The organism is Mycobacterium sp. OAS707 (genome assembly GCF_014873705.1).
Taxonomy (GTDB): Bacteria; Actinomycetota; Actinomycetes; order Mycobacteriales; family Mycobacteriaceae; genus Mycobacterium.
The window spans coordinates 1,234,884-1,253,055 of sequence record NZ_JADBDS010000001.1; the positions used below are offsets into that span (position 1 = coordinate 1,234,884).

General features: G+C 64.7%; 17 protein-coding genes. 14 read left to right on the forward strand and 3 right to left on the reverse strand.

Annotation, left to right across the window (positions count from 1 at the left end):
* From GGC64_RS06100 to GGC64_RS06115, 4 genes are read left to right on the forward strand one after another with little or no spacing between them, the layout of a single operon-like run.
* The gene (locus GGC64_RS06100; protein WP_192721523.1) at positions 1–1,194 is read left to right on the forward strand and encodes a thiolase family protein; all 1,194 of its coding nucleotides are present in this window, start codon (positions 1–3) and stop codon (positions 1,192–1,194) included.
* Positions 1,188–1,943, forward strand: coding sequence for a DUF1906 domain-containing protein (locus GGC64_RS06105; protein ID WP_192721524.1), 756 nt, complete (start codon positions 1,188–1,190; stop codon positions 1,941–1,943). The genes GGC64_RS06100 and GGC64_RS06105 overlap by 7 nt, the downstream gene beginning before the upstream one ends.
* Positions 1,940–2,818 carry an alpha/beta fold hydrolase gene (locus GGC64_RS06110; RefSeq protein ID WP_192721525.1) on the forward strand — a complete coding sequence of 293 codons (879 nt, stop codon included), beginning with the start codon at positions 1,940–1,942 and terminating at the stop codon, positions 2,816–2,818. Before GGC64_RS06105 ends, GGC64_RS06110 begins: the two co-directional genes overlap by 4 nt.
* A gap of 2 nt (positions 2,819–2,820) precedes the next feature.
* Positions 2,821–3,174 (forward strand): VOC family protein, encoded by a 354-nt coding sequence (locus tag GGC64_RS06115; RefSeq protein WP_192721526.1) that lies wholly within the window; start codon positions 2,821–2,823, stop codon positions 3,172–3,174.
* 1 nt (position 3,175) lies between these two features.
* Here the strand turns inward: GGC64_RS06115 and GGC64_RS06120 are convergent, their stop codons facing one another.
* Both GGC64_RS06120 and GGC64_RS06125 read right to left on the reverse strand, forming a co-directional pair.
* Positions 3,176–4,039 carry a PHB depolymerase family esterase gene (locus tag GGC64_RS06120; RefSeq protein ID WP_192721527.1) on the reverse strand — a complete coding sequence of 288 codons (864 nt, stop codon included), beginning with the start codon at positions 4,037–4,039 and terminating at the stop codon, positions 3,176–3,178.
* A gap of 51 nt (positions 4,040–4,090) precedes the next feature.
* Entirely contained in the window at positions 4,091–5,431 is a 1,341-nt protein-coding gene (locus GGC64_RS06125) for a hypothetical protein (protein WP_192721528.1), read from the reverse strand.
* Positions 5,432–5,613: 182 nt separating this feature from the next.
* On the opposite strand from GGC64_RS06125, the gene GGC64_RS35240 reads away from it, so the two are divergent.
* The 5 genes from GGC64_RS35240 (at position 5,614) to GGC64_RS06150 (ending at position 10,652) form a co-directional block, all read left to right on the forward strand.
* Positions 5,614–7,143 carry an adenylate/guanylate cyclase domain-containing protein gene (locus GGC64_RS35240; RefSeq protein WP_192721529.1) on the forward strand — a complete coding sequence of 510 codons (1,530 nt, stop codon included), beginning with the start codon at positions 5,614–5,616 and terminating at the stop codon, positions 7,141–7,143.
* Positions 7,144–7,190: 47 nt separating this feature from the next.
* Positions 7,191–7,949: a phosphatase PAP2 family protein gene (locus GGC64_RS06135; protein WP_192721530.1), complete on the forward strand. Its 759-nt coding sequence runs from the start codon at positions 7,191–7,193 to the stop codon at positions 7,947–7,949.
* 63 nt (positions 7,950–8,012) lie between these two features.
* Positions 8,013–8,744 (forward strand): phosphatase PAP2 family protein, encoded by a 732-nt coding sequence (locus tag GGC64_RS06140; RefSeq protein ID WP_192721531.1) that lies wholly within the window; start codon positions 8,013–8,015, stop codon positions 8,742–8,744.
* A complete protein-coding gene (locus GGC64_RS06145) occupies positions 8,741–9,757 on the forward strand; it encodes a YihY/virulence factor BrkB family protein (RefSeq protein ID WP_192721532.1) in 1,017 nt (338 codons plus the stop codon). The genes GGC64_RS06140 and GGC64_RS06145 overlap by 4 nt, the downstream gene beginning before the upstream one ends.
* Positions 9,723–10,652, forward strand: a complete 930-nt coding sequence (locus GGC64_RS06150; protein WP_192721533.1) for a YegS/Rv2252/BmrU family lipid kinase — start codon at positions 9,723–9,725, stop codon at positions 10,650–10,652. The genes GGC64_RS06145 and GGC64_RS06150 overlap by 35 nt, the downstream gene beginning before the upstream one ends.
* On the opposite strand, the gene GGC64_RS06155 is transcribed toward GGC64_RS06150, so the two are convergent.
* Positions 10,627–12,282, reverse strand: a complete 1,656-nt coding sequence (locus GGC64_RS06155) for an alkaline phosphatase D family protein (protein WP_192721534.1) — start codon at positions 12,280–12,282, stop codon at positions 10,627–10,629. The genes GGC64_RS06150 and GGC64_RS06155 overlap by 26 nt on opposite strands.
* A 102-nt stretch (positions 12,283–12,384) precedes the next feature.
* Here GGC64_RS06155 and GGC64_RS06160 point away from each other — a divergent pair, with 102 nt between their 5' ends.
* The 5 genes from GGC64_RS06160 to GGC64_RS06180 all read left to right on the forward strand — a co-directional run bounded on the left by GGC64_RS06160 (position 12,385) and on the right by GGC64_RS06180 (position 18,081).
* Positions 12,385–14,166 (forward strand): serine/threonine-protein kinase, encoded by a 1,782-nt coding sequence (locus GGC64_RS06160; RefSeq protein ID WP_192721535.1) that lies wholly within the window; start codon positions 12,385–12,387, stop codon positions 14,164–14,166.
* Positions 14,167–14,286: 120 nt separating this feature from the next.
* On the forward strand, positions 14,287–15,513 hold the full coding sequence (locus GGC64_RS06165; protein ID WP_192721536.1) for a hypothetical protein: 1,227 nt from the start codon (positions 14,287–14,289) through the stop codon (positions 15,511–15,513).
* Positions 15,510–16,655, forward strand: a complete 1,146-nt coding sequence (locus tag GGC64_RS06170) for a sulfotransferase (protein ID WP_192721537.1) — start codon at positions 15,510–15,512, stop codon at positions 16,653–16,655. Before GGC64_RS06165 ends, GGC64_RS06170 begins: the two co-directional genes overlap by 4 nt.
* Positions 16,652–17,287, forward strand: coding sequence for a TetR/AcrR family transcriptional regulator (locus GGC64_RS06175; RefSeq protein ID WP_192721538.1), 636 nt, complete (start codon positions 16,652–16,654; stop codon positions 17,285–17,287). Before GGC64_RS06170 ends, GGC64_RS06175 begins: the two co-directional genes overlap by 4 nt.
* The gene (locus GGC64_RS06180) at positions 17,278–18,081 is read left to right on the forward strand and encodes an SDR family NAD(P)-dependent oxidoreductase (protein ID WP_192721539.1); all 804 of its coding nucleotides are present in this window, start codon (positions 17,278–17,280) and stop codon (positions 18,079–18,081) included. Before GGC64_RS06175 ends, GGC64_RS06180 begins: the two co-directional genes overlap by 10 nt.
* Positions 18,082–18,172 lie beyond the last annotated feature (91 nt).

Consider the following 18,172-nt stretch of genomic DNA (forward strand, 5'->3'; position numbering starts at 1 on the left):
GTGAGCTACTTCGAGAAGGACGCGATCATCAGCGGCCTGGGCATCTCCCGGATCGGCCGCCGAACGGGCATTCCCGGGTTGGAACTGACGCTGGAGGCGGCCCGCGCCGCCATCGAGGACGCCGGTCTGACCGCGAACGACATCGACGGAATCGGCACACTGGGCGATACCCCGCCGTCTGACGTGATGGAGGCTCTGGGCATCGAGGCGACAGACCAGACCTTGGGCTTCGACACCGGCGGCGTGCTCATCCCCGTCATGTCCGCGTTCCGCGCGGTAGCGGAGCGACGAGCCCGTCACGTGCTCGTCTACCGGACCGTCGCGATGCTGGGCGGGGCGATGAATCAAACCACGGCATCGCCGATGCTCAACCCGCTGGCCAACCCGCCGGCCGAACCCCGTGCGCCGGGTACCCGGCGCAAACTCAAGCCGTTCGAGGACATCGACGCGTTGGTGGCCGCGCACGCGTACTCGGCGGCGAACTGGGTCGCGATGCACTGCCGTCGTCATATGGAGCTATACGGCACAACCAAGGAGCAGTTGGGCTGGCTGGCGATCAACAGCAGGCGCAATGCCGGGCGCAACCCGCTTGCGGCATACCAGGATCCGATGACCATGGACGGCTACCTGGGCGCCCGGCCAGTGTCGACGCCGTTAGGGCTGTTCGACTGCGACGTGCCGATCGACGGATCGATCGCGCTCGTCGTCTCACACGCTGATTACGCACCGGACTGCCCGAATCCCGCGGTGTCCGTGGAGGCTATCGGCGGCGCGTACGGTTCTGGCGGATGGTTCCATCGCGATGACTTCCCGAAGATGGCGTCATCCGAAGCGGCGGCGGAGATGTGGTCGCGCACGGATTTGCGGCCGTCGGACGTGAGTGTCGCCGAAATCTATGACGGTTTCACGTTTCTGACGTTCGCGTGGCTTGAGGCGCTGGGGTTCTGCGCCGACGGCGAAGCCGGACCATTCGTCGAGGGAGCGACGCGGATCGCGCTCGACGGCGAATTCCCGCTGAACACGTATGGCGGCCAACTGTCGGCGGGACGCATGCACGGCTACTGGTTGCTGCACGAGGCGTGTCTTCAGCTACGCGGGCAGGCCGGCGATCGACAGGTAGCGCAACGACCGGAGGTGGCCGTCGCCGCGGCAGGCGGCGGGCCGATCGCAGGGTGCATGGTGCTCACATGTTGACACGACGCGACGCCCTCAAATACGGCCTCGCGGCACCGGTTGCACTGGGGCTGGCCACATTCGGCGCATCGAGGGCGTCCGCCGACGGCCTTCGGCTGGTCGATTTCACCCACCGACTGGTCCCGCCGGAGCTGATCAAATCCGCGGGATTCGACGGCGCACTGGTCTATGTGTCCGAGTTACGGCCGGGAGCGGACTTTGATTTCAAACCCGTGACCCGCGAGTATGCCGATGCGCTACGCGCAGCCGGTCTGCACATCGTGAGCTGCTATCAATACGGCAAGCCCGGCTGGCCCACCCCGTCCGATTACACCCGCGGATACGACGGCGGTGTGGCAGACGCTCAGACGGCGTTGCGGTGGCACGGCGCGGCGGGCGGCGCGGATTCCGCCCCGATCTTCTTCAGCGTCGACGAGGACATCGACCTCGACACCTGGAAAACCGTTGCACTTCAGTGGTTTCGGGGTCTCAATTCGGTCCTGGGTGTGAACCGCACCGGCATCTACGGCCATGCTCGAGCGTGCGGGTGGGCGATCGCCGACGGCGTCGTCGGGCGCTCAACCTCTGCTGGACACTCCTGGGCGTGGCAGACGAAGGCTTGGTCGCACGGTGAACGGGAGCCCGCGGCCGTGCTCTTCCAGTCCGTTGTCGTCACGCCGTCGGACCCGGGTGTCGTGGTCGGTGGCATCAGCCTGGATGTCGACGACGTCCTCGCACCCGATTTCGGACAGTGGGATTTCGCCCGATGAGCGCGACGCCAGAGTCGTTCAGCGTCAACGGTGTTGACGGCGTTCGCATCGCCGCCGACCGCCTCGGCGATCCGCTTGCACCGGCCGTGGTGTTCCTGCACGGCGGAGGTCAGACCCGCCGTTCGTGGGGTCGGGCCGCCGCGGCAGTAGCTGAGCGCGGCTGGCAGGCCATCACTGTCGACCTGCGCGGCCACGGCGAGTCCGACTGGTCGGAGGACGGCGACTACCGCGTCATCACCTTCGCGGGCGACGTCCTAGAGGTGCTGCGACAACTTCCCCCAGAACCGGTCCTGGTGGGCGCCTCGCTGGGCGGATTCACGGCAATGCTTCTGGCAGGCGAACTTTCGCCGGCCACCGTGCGCGCAGTCGTCCTCGTCGACATCGTGCCGAACATGGATCCCTCCGGCGCCACCCGCATACACGGCTTCATGAACGACCGCATGGAATCAGGATTTGCCTCGCTCGACGAAGTCGCCGATGCCATTCAGGAATACAACCCGCACCGACCGCGACCCAGCGATCTCGACGGCCTTCGCGCCAACCTCCGTGAACGTGACGGCCGCTGGTACTGGCATTGGGATCCGAAGTTCATCGACGGCACCTCCGCGCTGCCGCCCATCGAGGTGACCGAGGTCGATCGCCTGTACGCCGCCATCGAGGAGATCCTGCGCACCAACGTGCCCATGCTTTTGGTGCGCGGTCAGATGAGCGATCTGGTCACCCAGGAACGCGCCGACGAATTCATCGCGCGTTTCCCCCAGATCGACTTCGTCGATGTCGGCGGCGCGGGGCATATGGTCGCCGGTGATCGCAACGACCTCTTCGCCGGGGCCGTCGTGGAATTCCTCACGCGGCACGCACAAGTGAAGGACTGAGTATGCAAGCCAAGCGAATCATCGCGAATCTTCGAGTGGCTGACATCGAGGTGGCGAAGAGTTTCTACACGGACTTTCTCGGGCTGAAAACCGAAGAGTTCAACATGGGCTGGGTGGCCCGCTACACCTCGCCCGACGGCAGAGCCAACGTCCAGTTAGTCACGCGCGATGCGACTTCTGCCGAGGACTCGGTGATCTCTGTGCACACCGACGACGTCGACAGTGCTTACGACGAAGCGCAGCGCCTCGGCTACGAAATCGTGCACCCCTTGCGCAAGGAGCAATGGGGCGTGCGGCGGTTCCTCGTGCGGGCACCGGACGGCAACGTCGTCAACGTCGTGGACCATCGCGACTGATTCAGCGCCCGTGGGTGGCGAAGAACTGCCCACTTTGTTGCGACGCGTCCGCCGGCCACGTGTGGCCGCCGCCGTCGATTTGGACGAAAACGACCTCGGTGCCGCCCGCACACCCCGAGGCAGTGAATCGATGCTCAGCACCGGCCGGACCGTTGTCGACCGGACCGGGACAACGATCCACGTCTCGCCACCGCTGGGCCATCGCAGGCGCCGCGACGACGTCGCTGTAGCCGCCCCTGCCCAGCATCGTGCCACCGGTGAACGGCACCACCGCATCGGCGGTCCCGTGCATCTGCAGAACCGAGACCGGTCGCGAGGGCGCGCAAGGAACTGCGGCGCCCAACGTCCCTGCGACCGGTGCGATGGCTGCAACCAGATCCGCACGTTCGCAGGCCAGTCGGGTGGCCATGAATGCACCGGCCGACATGCCCGTCACAAAGACCCGGCCACGGGGGATGCCGTAATCGCGAGAGAGTTGATCGATGAGCGCGCTCACGAAGCCGACGTCGTCGACGCCCTGACGGTCGGGCACCGACGCGCCTCGGCCGTCGGCCCAGCTGAAGTCGATGCCGTCGGGATACGCGACGACGAACCCGTTCTGATCGGCGACGGCGTTGTAGTTGGTCACTGCGGCCTGCTCCCCGCCGGTCTGCCCTGCGCCGTGCAGGTTGATCACCAACCCCGCAGGGTGGTCAAGGCCGGCGGGCACATGCAGCTGATAAGTGCGCGGCAGCCCGCCGAACACCAGCTCACCGGGGACGTCGCCACCGGGAAGGGCCGACGCGGGAGCAGGACCGTAGGCGACGAAACCGAAGAGCACGGCGGCGACGGCCGTCACGCGGGCGATGGCATTCAGACTGAGCATCAGCGACCGAGACTATGGGATCTGGCGACCACGGTCATGCAAATTCCCGCGCTACTTGTCGTCTTTCTTTGGCTTCTTCCCTTCGGCCGCGTCGGCCTTCGGCTTCTTGACCGGTTTGGGCGCGTCGACGCGCGGATGGTCGACTGGTTTGCGTACGTCATCGGCGCTGGCCGTCGCCCGGTGCGTTGCCTTATTGGTGCTGGCGGTCGAACCGACCGCATCCTTACGGGTCACATCCCGGGTTTTCTTCACACCTGTGGGCGCCGCCGCTGCGGGTGTTTCGAGTTTGAAAACCGTTGCTGTGACGTGCTTCTCGGTTGACGTGGCGGCCAGGCCCGGCGTGACGAGACCGACGAGATAGTCGAGCTGCGCACGACCCCAGTCGGCCAATGCCTGAACGGCCTGACCGCCGCGTGTGCCGATCGAAGCGAGGGTGGTTTGGATCGCGGTGACCGTCGCGGCGATCAGCCCATCGCCGTGGACGGTGTCGACGACGAATTGATCTCCGGCGTTGATCAGGTCGTGCGCGAAACCGGTGATCGCGTCGCCCTCGCTGGCGATCAGTGTCCAACCCTCGTTCAGTTCGAAATTGATCAGCGGAACGAACGGGATCCACGCAACGGCGTCCAAGATGCCACTGATGGATCCGACTGCGTTGTCCACGCCGCCCTTGAGGGGCTCCCAGATGTTCCAGATTCCGTTGGCCGCACCGGCCAACGCGTTGGATACCGCGACCAGGACATCGCCGAACATTCCCTCCGGGATGTCGGCGTACGGGGGACGCGGTGGGTAGATAGGCAGTGGCGGAAGCGGAATCCATGAATCGATTTCGTCGATTCCGAGCCACACCAGCGCCAAGCCGGCGTCGACGATCCAGTCGGCAATGTTCTTCAGCGCGCTACCGTCTCCGCGCAGCCAGTCGGTGGTGTTGAAAACGCCACTGTTGATGAGGGATTCGACGAAGTTGTACACCACGTCGACCTGGTTGATGACGATCCAGCCGACATACGGAATGATCCAGGCCGCAACGTAAGCGGCAACATTGACCGCGTAATGGACCCAGGGCTCGATCAGGACGTAGGCGGCGTCGATGAAGTCGGCGAGCGCGGTAAGCGGCGGTGAGGGAGCGATCGCCGGGCTGACTGCCGTGCTGAGTGCGTGTCCGACGGCCAATACCTGTGCGGGCGACAGCGAGGACAACGCAGCCATTGCCCCGGCAGGCGCCAGCGGCTTCGTGGCGGCTCGCACGTCGACGGCATGTGCTGCGACGGGCCTGTTGGGAGCGGCGGTCGACGACTGGGGTAAGGGGGCGACCACCGATGCGAACACGATGGCGACGGCGCTGATCGCCACCACGCTGACCCTTGACACCACGCGAAGCAGAACAGCCATTTCAACGAGCCCCCTGCGAGGAAGTGTCTCACTTGGGCAGCGGGCGGGCGGGCAAACTTGCACACAATTAGTGGGCCGAAGCCCGCGGTCGCCAGCCAGTCCGGGAGTTACGCTCACCACAGCATGCCGGCGCCTTACGGTGGGGATGGCACCGGAAGGATCGCAGCGCTTGGGGGGCGTTCGTGAGCAAAATCCCGCGGCCCGTCACCGACGAACCCGTGCGCGGTGTCGTGGCTCCCCCCTGGCTCATGAGCTTGCCGGGAATTGAGCGCATGCGGTTATTCGCCCGCCGAGTCCTTCCCGCCACCCCGATCGCGCGGCTGACCGGTTTCGGGATCGGCCATATCAGCAGTGGGACGTTGACCGGAACGCTCAAGGCAAGCGGTCACCTCGTCATGCCGCCGGCCTACAACCTGAGCGCGCTGTCAACCCAAGCTCTCTACGCCTGCGGGCTCACGGCCGTCGACGCCGGGACGGATCTGCACCCGATCGTGAACTCCGTTCAGTACTTCCGGCCGCCGCGCCCCCAGCCCGGCAACTTCCTCGCCCGTGCACGGGTGGTCAACTCGAGCAGCTACTTCGTCTCCTGCACCGCCGAGATCGAGGATCCGGTCGGGCGGCTGGTCGGATTCGCCGCCAGTCAGTGGGGGGTACGGCGAATCGACCCGCCGCCTCCATCGCCACCCGCCGAGATCGAGCCGGCCGAGGACGCGGTGTACTCAGTGCCGGATCCTCCGGACCGTCCGGCCATCGGTGGCTTGGTGCCCGCGCATATGCAAGCTCGCCATACCGGTCTTGAACTGTCCCGCATGATCATCGCCGGCGAACTGCCGCCCCTGCCCGCGATGCACACCTTCGGGGTGCGGTGGACTGCCGTCGATGAAGGGGTCGTCTATACCGTCATGCCGGCGAGCGAATGGTTCTGTTCGTCGTCTCATGCCCTCGAGTCGGCCGCGGTCGAGTCGTTCCTCAACATTTCCTCGACCTTGGCCGCACTGACCTTGTCACAGCCGGGAGAATCCTTCGCGGGCCTGGAACTGACCACCCGGTTCCTGCGTCGGGTGCCCGCCGACGGCCGCGAGCTTTCCAGTCGCGGCAAAGTCGCCCATCGCTCGGGGAATCTCATCACCGCCGACGCCGAAGCCGTTGATGCCGACGGTAAGACGTTCGCCGTGCAGAGCATCACCTATGCAGTGCTCGACCCTCGTACACGCCACTCCGTGGAGCCCGAACGGGTGCTCGCCACGCTGTTGTTCACCGACATCGTCGGGTCGACTCCGCACGCCGAGCGGATGGGCGACGCGAGGTGGCGCTCGGTCCTTCTCGACTACGAGGCGTTGGTGAGAAGGGAGTTGGGCATCCACCGCGGTCGTGAGGTCAAGACGATCGGCGATGGATTCCTCGCGCGTTTCGACTCACCCGCGTTGGCGATCCGCGCAGCGCGGGCCATCCGCGACGGCGTGAAAATGCTGCACCTCGAAGTGCGCAGCGGCGTCCACATCGGGGAATGCCAGGAACACGGCACCGATCTGGCGGGGATCGCGGTTCACGTCGCCGCTCGTATCGTCGCGCTCGCAGAGCCGGGTGAAATCCTGGTCTCGCAAATGGTGCGAGACCTCGCGGCAGGATCAGGCACTCATTTCGCGGCACGCGGGCCGCACAAGCTCAAAGGCGTGGAAGATGAGTACCACCTGTTCGCGATAGAGGATTGACTACCGTTCTCGGTTTACCGAGCCCCCATGCCGGGGACGAGATACGTATGGCGAAGAAGCCGAGGCCGTGGGCTGTCGCAAAACATTTGTCGGCCGCCGACAAACGCTTCGAACTGCGACTCGGCGCGGGTGTGGTCGCCGCACCCGCGGCTGGGGTCGCGTTCGCGCTTCTTCTGCTGCTCGTCCGCGGCGGATGGCCGCCACTGCGGAGTTTCGACCTCGCGACAGCAGAAGCCCTGCACCGGCTAGGCATCGAGCATCCGGAACTGGTGAAGTCAGCCGAGATCGTCAGCGACGTCTTCGACCCGAACGTGTTCCGCGTCGCGCTCACGTTGATCGCACTGCTGTACCTCGTCCATGGCGAACGACACCATGCGATTTGGCTTCTCGTCACGGTATTCGGCGGGGCGGCAATCGGTTTCGTGCTGAAAGTGATCGTCGGCCGGGCCCGGCCGGTGCTGCCGGATCCGCTCTCGACAGCGCCCGGCATGTCGTTCCCATCCGGCCATGCGCTTGGCGCGTCGATCGGCTGCTGTCTACTGCTGCTGATCACTCTGCGCTTCCTGCCGCGCCGGGGTCGCATCGCCGCCGTCATCGGGACCGGCTTGATCGTCGGCGCCGTTGCGCTCGCGCGGGTCGTGCTGGGAGTCCATTTCGTCAGCGATGTGCTGGCCGGCATCACGCTCGGCATCGGCTGGGTGGCCGTGACGACATGGGCTTACGTCGCGTGGCGTCGCGAGACCGGACAGCCGATCGAGCGGCCAGCCGATGTGGGCAATTCCGAGCAGCCGATAGCACACCCCTGAACTGCTGGTTTTCGACTCTGATCAGCACCGAGTTAATTAACGGCAACGTGGGTATCCCACAGCATGACCGCACAGCGTTTCCGTGGTGTCGCCCGCGACGTCGGTTGGCTGATTGTTCCGGGCGTCTGCCTTCTCGCGATGATGGTCGGGCTGGGCTATCTCCTCACCGATGTTGTCCCCGCGACCGCACTCGGGAAGTGGGACGCCGAGGTGCCGAGGCAGCTTGTGGCGTACCGCCAGCAGGAGGGCATCGCGGGAAGCAAGCTCATCACGACGCTGTCCGAGACGCTGACGATCGTCATCCTGACGGCGTTGGCTGCTGCCATGTTCCGCTGGAAGTTCGGCCGCTGGCGCGAGTCCCTCGTCGTCATCTACGCGGTGGTCGGCGAGACGGTCATCTTCGTCGCGACAACGCTTTTCATCGACCGACCACGGCCGAGTGTGCCGCACCTCGACGATGCGCCGCCGACGTCATCCTTCCCGTCCGGCCACACCGCAGCCGCTGTTTGCTTTTACGGTTCCGTCGCCGCAATTGTCCTCTGGCACAGTCGGTATCGATGGATCAAGGTGGGAGTAGTCGTCATCTGTGCTGCCGTGCCGCTGTTGATCGCGGCCAGCCGCGTGTATCGCGGAATGCATTACCCGACCGATGTGTTCGCGGGGATGCTGCTCGGCGCGATCTGGCTAAGTGTCGTCCTTTTCTATGTGCGCACTCATGATGCCGGCGGCAGGCAGGACGCGGCCGTCGACGCCGACCGGCCTTCGCGCCCTGATCGATCGAGGAGTCTGAGATGAGCACTGCTACCCGCGTGCCCGAGACGGTCACCATCTCTGGCGACGAGCTGTCAGCGGACGACGCCGTCACGACGTTGCGTCGCTACGGGCGCTGGAAACTGGTGAAGAACTCGTTCATTCGCTTCAGGTACGCCGACGGATTCACCAATGCGCGCGCCTTGGCGCTGCAGTTCTGTCTGGCGTTCATTCCGCTCATCATTGCAGTGGTCGGACTGTCCAGCGCCCTGCATCACGAGAAGTTCGCCCGGGTCGTCACTGAGACCTTGGGCCGGGTGCTGCCCGGCAGGGACAACGGCGACATGATGCAGGAGGCGGCGCAGCAGAGCAGCGATCGAGGAGCCACCGGCGGTCAGCTCGCACTGTGGCTCGGTCTGCTCGCTGCGATCATCGCGCTGACCACCGCGATGGGCCAGATCGAGCGGGGCGCAAACCGCATCTACGGCATCGAGCGAGACAATCCCGCCCTGCGCAAATACGGCCGGGCGTTGCTGATGGCGGTGACCGCCGGCCTGCTGTCGCTGCTCGGATTCCTCGTCATCATCGCCGGCGACGCTCTCGGCGAATCGCTCGCGACGGTGTACCGCTGGAACGACCTGTCGGAGACGCTGTGGCGCCTTGGCCGCTGGCCGCTGGGCGTCATCCTCGCCTGGGCGTCGTTCACCGTCGTCTTGGAGCGCTCACCGCGACGCCGGCAGCCGGGGTACTCGTGGCTGGCGTTCGGATCCGCTGTGTCGCTTGCGCTTTGGCTGCTCGTCACCGGCTTGCTGGCGCTCTACGTGGCATGGGGCGCGTCGTTCGGCACCACCTATGGCCCATTGACCGGAGTTTTCGCCCTGTTGCTGTGGGCCAATCTGTCGTCGGTGGCGCTCTTCCTCGGTATCGCATTCGCCGCCCAGCTCGAGGCTGTCCGCGCAGGTGTGCCGACGCCGATTTTGGCTGACCCCGAGAAAGGACGTGTACGCGAAGGGGGTGAGATCGGTGGGCCGAGGAAATTCGAACCAAGCCTCACCTGAGCTCCCTTCTGCCTCGCCGAAACGGATCGCCGTCATCGCCCACCGGAAGAAATCACTGGGCGGCGGCCTCGACGAACTGCGAAAGCTACTCGCGGAGGAGGGATTTGACGACCCCGTCTGGCACGAGGTGTCGAAGAGCCGCAAAGCGCGCAAGCGGGCAAGGCGCACGCTCGCGGATGGTGTCGATCTGGTCCTCGTGTGGGGCGGCGACGGCATGGTTCAGCGGTGCGTCGACGCGCTGGCCGGCTCGGACGCCGCTGTCGCGATCATCCCGGCAGGCACCGCGAATCAACTTGCGAACAACCTCGGTGTCCCGACCGATCTGCAGGAGGCCGTGCAGATAGCGTTGCACGGCGCACGCAGGCGCCTCGACCTCGGCACGTTGAATGGCGAACACTTCGCCGTCATGGCCGGAGCCGGCTTTGACGCGCAGATGATCAGTGACGCCGATGGACGATTGAAGGACCGCGCCGGGCGGCTGGCCTACGTGTTGACCGGGCTGCGCCACGTGCGAGACAACCCAGTGCGGACCAAGATTCGAGTCGACGGGCGGAAATGGTTCGAGGGGCCGGCAACCTGCGTCCTGTTCGGCAACGTCGGCACCATCACCGGCGGCATCCGCGCTTTCGACGACGCCGAGCCCGACGACGGCTACCTTGACGTCGGGGTCGTCACCGCCCAGGGTGCACTGCAATGGGCCCGCACCCTCGGCCGCGCCGCGACGGGTCGGTCGGAGGTCTCGCCATACGTCGAGATGACGCGGGGCCGGACGATGGACGTCAAGTTCGCTGAGCCGATCACGTATGAGCTCGACGGCGGGGAACGCGGTTCCAGCAAGAAGTTACACGCGACGATAGTGCCTGCGGCGCTTACCTTTTGCGTGCCTGAGGAGTAAGCGCCACGCGGCACACTTCGTCCATGACAGCCGGGCCGCGTGGCTGTTCGAAAAGCACCTCTGCGCTGCGGCCGTCCACTTGCAGAGTGGCGATGGTGTTCCCGAACAGTGGACCGCACGTGTTGGCCCACGACAGCGGGAGCCTGGGTACGCCGTGTCGGCGTGCCCACCATCGAGCGAGCGCGGCCGCGGGGCGCGACCAGCTCACGGTGAACACCGGCTTGAGGAACAGCGGCACGTAATTGTTGACCGGCGAGCACACGAGTTGGTGGACCGTTGCGCCCCACTCGTCCGACGCACTCGCCCACTCGGCCCGCGCGGCGTAGCTATGGTGGACGTCCCCGGACAGCACGCTGACAGTTGCGGGTCCGCTCGGATGACGTGCGACGCGGGCGATCATCTCGGCGAGACGGAGAAATGACTTATAAAAGGCCGGCCAGTGTTCGAGATCGGCTGCCCTGCGAGTCTTTTCGGCGAGTTTCCCGCGAAGACCGGCCCGATCTGCGCTTCGCTCGTTCGCCGCCTCGAGGTCCCCGATGGCGGGTGGCATCAGCCACGGCACCGACGACGCCAGCATCAGGTGGTCCAACTCATCGAGGTCGTCTGTGGCCTGGGTCTCCAGCCATGCGAACTCGCGTTCGCCGATCATCATGCGGTCACCGGAATCGAGAATTCGGCCGTTACGCGAGTCAATCATCAGGAGCCGACTGCGGCCCAGATCCCATCGATAACTGAATCTGATGCCCTTGGTGGAATCCACTTCTCGATCGGCCCGGTCGGCTAGATCGACGAGTAGCGGCCACGTGTCGCCGTCCGCCGTCACCAGGCGCCTATAGTCCTCGTCGTCGGCCAACTCCGCCGGGCTCAAATTGCCTAGGTGCTGATACACCCAGTACGAGGCCAGTCCGGCTCGGATCCGGTCACGCCACCATGGTTTCTGCTTCATGTCGGCGCGCCAGGACGCCGACGTGTTCCAGTCGTCTCTGATGTCGTGGTCGTCGAAAATCATCGCGGTCGGAACCGTGGACATCAGCCACCTGATCTCAGGGTCACCCCACGAGTGGCGATACAACCGTTCGTATTCGGCGAACGTGATCACCTCGTCCGGCGGCCGAAGGCCACGCTTTCGTATCCGTTGGCGGCGCCCCGCCAGGCGTCGTCGGGTCTCGGGTGTGAGTTCGTCGGCGTACAACTGGTCGCCGAGCAAGATCAACGCCTCGGGCCAGTCGTCGACCGGATAGGTGGCCATCCTCGTGGCGTACACGTCCAGCGCGTCGAGCCCGAGGTTGCCGTCTACCTTCTGATCACCGGTTTTGGGGTACCGGCACGATCCGAAAATGGCCTGGAGCCGGTGAGTCGATTCAGGGCCGCGGGTGCGGATAACGCTCGCCGGAAACGTCGAGTCCGCGCGCGGCCAGACCCGTGCTCCGTCGAGCGTGACGTCATATTCGGTCGCGGTGTCCGGCGCCAGCCCCGTGACCGTGACGAGGGCGTAATGGTGGTCCTGCACAGTGAACGTCCGCGCTGCGCAGCCGAGAACCTCCGCTGTTCCCGGGCGGTCGGTTTGGACCCAGACCAGCGCCGTTGTGTCTGAAACGTGCCGCAGGACCGGGCCGAGCAACAGCGTCACCACGCCACCTTACGAGCGGGCGTTGGACGCTTTAGCCATTTCGACGATGACCGCCAACGACGGAGTTCGCGACCGGGGCGTGCTGGTTTGTAGGCTTTCGGGATGCCGTTCAACAACGGTGAGGTCTTCGCTGGTTACGTCATTCAGCGGATGATCGGCACCGGTGGGATGGGCGAGGTCTACCTCGCCCAGCATCCACGCCTGCCTCGTCGAGACGCGCTGAAGATCTTGTCGTCGGCCTCGACAAGGGACGACGAGTTTCGAGCCAGATTCACTCGCGAGGCCGAGTTGGCCGCGACGCTGTGGCATCCGCACATCGTCCGCGTTCTCGATCGTGGCGAGTTCAACGGCCGACTCTGGATCTCCATGGACTATGTAGACGGCACAGACGCGGGTCGTTTGATCCGGGAGCGCTACCCGAAAGGCATGCCAGAAGAAGACGTCGCGGAAATCGTGACAGCGATGGCCGATGCGCTCGACTTCGGCCACGAGCGCCGTCTGCTTCACCGCGACGTCAAACCCGAGAACATTCTCGTCAACGCATCCGACGGTCATCGACGCAGAGTGCTGCTGACCGACTTCGGCATCGCCCGCCGCATCGATGACGTCAGCAACCTCACCGACGCCGATGTCGCCGTGGGAACGATCAGCTACATCGCCCCGGAGCAGTTGCTGGGCAAGCCTTTGGACGGCCGGGCAGACCAATATGCGTTGGCGGCCACGGCTTTTCACCTACTGACCGGCTCGCCACCGTTTGAAGACTCAAATCGCGCCGTTGTGATAAGCCACCACCTCGGCACGCCGGCCCCTCGGCTATCTGAGCGCCGACCCGACCTCGCGCACCTTGACGCTGTGCTCGCAAGGGCGCTGGCCAAAGACCCAAGTGACCGATACCCGACGTGCCTCGACTTCGCCCGAGCCCTGACCCAGCAGGGCCCACTCCCCGATGCCACCGCACCGCTCGCCCAATCCGGGCAGATATCGGCATCGGGTGGTCGTCCGCACACGCAGCGCCTCGAGCGTTTGGTTGTTCACGGCACTGCTCGCGGAGTGCAGCACAGCGGCGCTCACGGTGAGGTCGGGATCTTGTCGTTCCACGTGCTGCCACGTGAGCCAGTAGCCGGTCGACATGCGCCTGTACCCGTCGAGATACCAACTCAGCTCAGCGCGGGTCAGCTCGCAGACGGCGACGAGGTGGAGGTCAGCGGCGTCTGGGATGGCAGCCTGCTGGACGCCGACACGATCGTCAACATTTCCGCGACACCTCGTCCCAAGCGAAGGCGGTCGAAGGCACCGCGCGAGAAGTCTCCGCGCGACAAAGGACCGAAAGGCAGGACCAGGACCGTCATCCTCGGCGCACTCGTCGGTGTGATCGTGTTGGCGGCGGCTGCGGTGCTGTGGTTCACCGACGGGTTCGGCCTGTGGAACCGTCCGGGACCGATCGTCAAGCCGATGAGCGTAACCGTGTTCTCGCCCAGCGGCGCCCCGGACAACCCCGACAAGGCAGGCTTGGCCATCGACGGCAACCCCGACACGGCGTGGTCGACCGTCACCTACAAGGACCCCGTCCCGTTCCCGAATTTCGTTGAGGGTGAAGGACTTTTACTGCACCTGTCCGAACCGACCGCGCTGAGCGCCGTCACGATCGACTTGTCCAGCACCGGCACCGAGGTGCAGATCCTGTCGTCGTCAACCGAAACCCCAACCAAGCTGCCCGCCACCGAACTTGCCCCGACGACGGCACTGCAGCCGGGACACAACCGCATCGAAATCCACGACGAAACCAAGACCTCGAATGTGCTCGTCTGGATCACGAAACTGGGCACGACTGACGGCCAAAGCCGGACGGCAATTTCGGAGATCACGCTGCAAGCGAGGGCCTAGGGGTACTTCCGCGATGGCTCGACGTTGACACTTCCGGCCGTCACTGTAATAGTGATCCCCACGTTATCTGAAAACGCTGTTCTCAGATAAGCAGCTCTAGATCCTCGGAGCGGAGGCGGCGTGGGCGTGGAGCAGAAGCCATTGGCCTGGTTACCGCACTCGATTGCGGAGGCGTCATCGACGGGCAGCGCCGGCGACGACATGGGGTTATCGGCAGCGTGGGGATATCTGCTTGGCAAGCTCGAGGGCGCCGCAAGGATCGTAGAGTCCGACCCAGCAGCCCGAAATGAGGTCGACTTCGCCTCAGGCATGCGCCATCTGTTGGTACTGCTCGCCGCCGGCGTCGACGAGGCGCTGCGGTTCGATCCGGAGCCGATCCTGTCGGTCCAGCGCGCCACCACTGACGATGTGATCACGTGGGGCATGGAATGCCCGGACTGCATCTACACCCGCGCATCGTTACGAGGCGGTGAAACCTACCGGCTGTCCGGCAACCGTGGCACCGCTCGCTATGTCGGCTTGCAGACGATGAACGGAATCGTCTCCAGTGCAAACGAATTGGTCGACGAACTCGAGGTGGACGCGGATGGCAACTTCGAGGTGATCCTCTCTGCCGAGGAGCGTCCCGGCAACTGGATGCGGATCGAAGGCGATCATCCCACTTTGACAGTGCGCCACTTCTTTTACGACTGGGACACCGAGGTGCAGTCCTCTCTTCGCATCGAGAGGCTCGGCGAAGCCGCCATCCGAGAACAGTCCACCGTCAGCCCGGATACCCTTGTGTCGCGCCAACTCGTCGCGCTCGGCGACTTTGTGCACGACAACCTGCAGTTCTTTCTCCAGTTCGGCGGGGCGGCGCCGGCGAACGGCTTTCTACCCCCGATCGACCGCACCGCGATGGGAGCGGCAGCCGAAAACAGACCCGTCATCGGTCGCTGGGAACTCGCTGCCGACGAGGCGCTGATCCTCGAAGTTGAACCGCCGCAAGGTGTTTACTGGAGTTATTCACTAGGCAACCCGTGGTGGGAGACCATCCACTATGGGCGCCACCAATCGAGTCTCAACGGCCATCAGGTCTGCACGGACACCGACGATCTGGTTCGTGTGGTGGTGTGCGAACGCGACCCCGGAATTGCGAACTGGCTCGACACCGCAGGCCACAGCAATGGTGCAATGATCCTTCGTTGCGTGCGCACCACGACGGCACCGACACCCATCGCCCGGGTGGTCCCCTTCGACGATGTCGCATCCTCGTTGCCGGCAGACACCGCGCGGGTGACCGCCGCTGAGCGCTCAGCCGTCCTTGCCCGCCGCCGTCGCGCGGTGCACGAGAGATTCGCGAAATGACCTTCAGCGCAGACGAATTGGAAGAGGGCGCTCGCGCAGCGACCGGCCTCGACGACTTCGGATCGCCCTACTACCGGGAGGGGCTCGAGCGCACAGTCGAGGCGTTGAATTCCGAAGCCGAGCTGTCCGAGATGGGCACGGTGATCCAACACGCCACGATCAGCAACGCTCTCATCCAGCGCCTCAAGATCGAGGACACCTATACCCGGCACCCCGAAATCGACAACGAGGTGGTGCGCGGCCCCGTGTTCGTCATCGGGCTACCGCGCACGGGCACAACGGCACTCAGTCAATTGGTAGCCGCCGACCCTCAATTCCGGTCGTTACGGATGTGGGAATCCCAGGCGCCCACCCCGCCACCGGAGGCGGCAACCCAGGACAGTGACCCCCGCATCGCGCAAGCCGAAGCCGGCCTCGCGATGCTGAATGACATGTTCCCGCTGATGAAAACGCTCTACAACTCGGAGGCGACGGCCGCGACGGAATGCCAAGACCTCATGGGAATGAGCTTTCGTACGTTCCACTTCGATGGCGCCGTGCGAGTGCCGAGTTACCTGGCCTGGCTGATGGATTGCGATATGCGCGAGACGTACACGTTCCATCGGCGGGTGCTCAAACTTCTCCAGTGGCACTGCCCTCCGACCCTGTGGCACCTCAAGACGCCCGTCCACATGTTTGCACTCGATGCGCTTGTCGAGGCATATCCCGACGCCAAGTTCATGTGGAGCCACCGTGATCCTGCCAAGGTGATGGGTTCGGTGTGCAGCCTCATCCGCTACGTTCGTAGCTGGAGCAGCGATCGCGATGACCCGGTAGAACTCGGTGCAGAACAACTCGACAGTTGGGCCGAGGCTGTCCGCCGGGCGATGGACTTCCGCAAACATGTTGGCGAGGAACGGTTTTCCGATGTCGCGTTCACGGATCTGCAGTCGGATCCGGTGAGCACCCTGCGGTCAAGCTACGAATCCCTTGGCTTGGTGTTCTCCCAAGCGGCCGCCGATTCGGTCGCGCGGTGGGCTGCCGAGCACAGGCCGGGTGCGCGCGGCGCGCACGACTACGAACTAGCCGACTACGGCCTCACCCCAGAAGGAGTTCGAGAACGGTTTACGGAGTACCTACACACGTACGACGCGACCGGATGACCGCCCCAGTGACGCGGCGGCGAAGCAAGCTCGCTCCCGATCCCGATACGCGCAGGGCGCTCCTGTCTGCAGCGTCGGCCGCCGTGCGCGAGCACGGGGTCCAAGGACTGAGCATCGCTACAGTCCTCCAACGCGCTCAACTGAGCACTCGCGCGTTCTATCGCCATTTCGAATCGAAGGACGAGCTGGTGGCTGCGGTCTTTCTGGACATGGCGAAAACTGAAAAGCGAAGGCTTAAACGGAAGATGGCGGGCGCCGACGGTCCGGCCGACGCTGTTGCCTCCTGGATAGACGGACGTCTGGACCTCGCGTTCAGCCAGAGCATCAAAACCGATCTGCGCAGCATGTCGCTGGAGGCACAATCGCAGAGTTTCGCAGCGCCCGAGCTGATCCAGCCGGCCTACGCCGAGATGCTCGAGCCACTCATCGACCAGATTCGACAGGGTCTGGAGCAGGGTGTCTTCCACGGTGTCGAAGCCACAAGTGCGGCACAGTCGATTCAAGGTGTGGTGTGGGCATGCACCGAACGGCAATGGGCAACAGGCGATTGTGAACGCGCGGAGGTTTCGCAACGCGCAATCCGCTTCTGCCTGCGCGGATTGGGAGCGATGGAGGAACCGCGATGGACCTAGGGCTAGCGGGATCAACAGCCGTCGTCACAGGCGGAAGTAAGGGCATGGGGTTGGCCATCGCTGAAGCCTTGGCAGCCGAGGGAGCCAGCGTCGCCGTGATGGCGCGCGGGGCCGCTGCGCTCGATGCTGCAGTGGAAAAACTCAGGGCCGCAGGCGCTCCTGATGCCCTGGGCATCAGCGTAGACATGGCCGATCCCGCGTCCATCGTTGCGGGGTTTGCTTTCGTCGCCGATCTGTGGGGTCAACTCAACAGCCTGGTGCACACCATCGGCCCCGGCGATGGGTATTTCGAGGACATGGAGGACAGCGATTGGGATGCTGCCTTCGCGCTCGGAACCATGTCGGGTGTGCGATCAATTCGTGCTGCACTGCCTATGCTGCGTGCGGCAGACTGGGCGCGCATCGTGACCCTGTCCGCCCATTCCATTCAGCGGCAGAATCCTCGCATCGTCGCCTACACCGCGTCAAAGGCCGCACTGTCCAGCGTCACCAAGAACTTGTCCAAGAGCCTTGCCAAGGAGGGCATTCTGGTCAACTGCGTGTGCCCGGGCACCATCGTGACCGCGAGCTTCACCGAAAACCTGAAGGACATTCTGGCTGCTGACGGTCTCGATGCGGCGAATCCGCACGATGTGATGACGTGGATCGACACGCACTTCCACCAGCCGTGCGATCTCGGCCGCGCCGGACTTCCGGAGGAAATTGCATCGATCACGGCTTATCTGGCGTCGCAACGCAACGGCTACATCACAGGCGCAACGGTGAACGTCGACGGGGGCTCGGACTTCGTGTAACGCCAGACCCTCGGTTTGGTCACGACAACGGTTGCGTGCTTCCGCCACGACGACCGAGGTGATTAGGTCGCCACATGAGTGCGGCTGGACC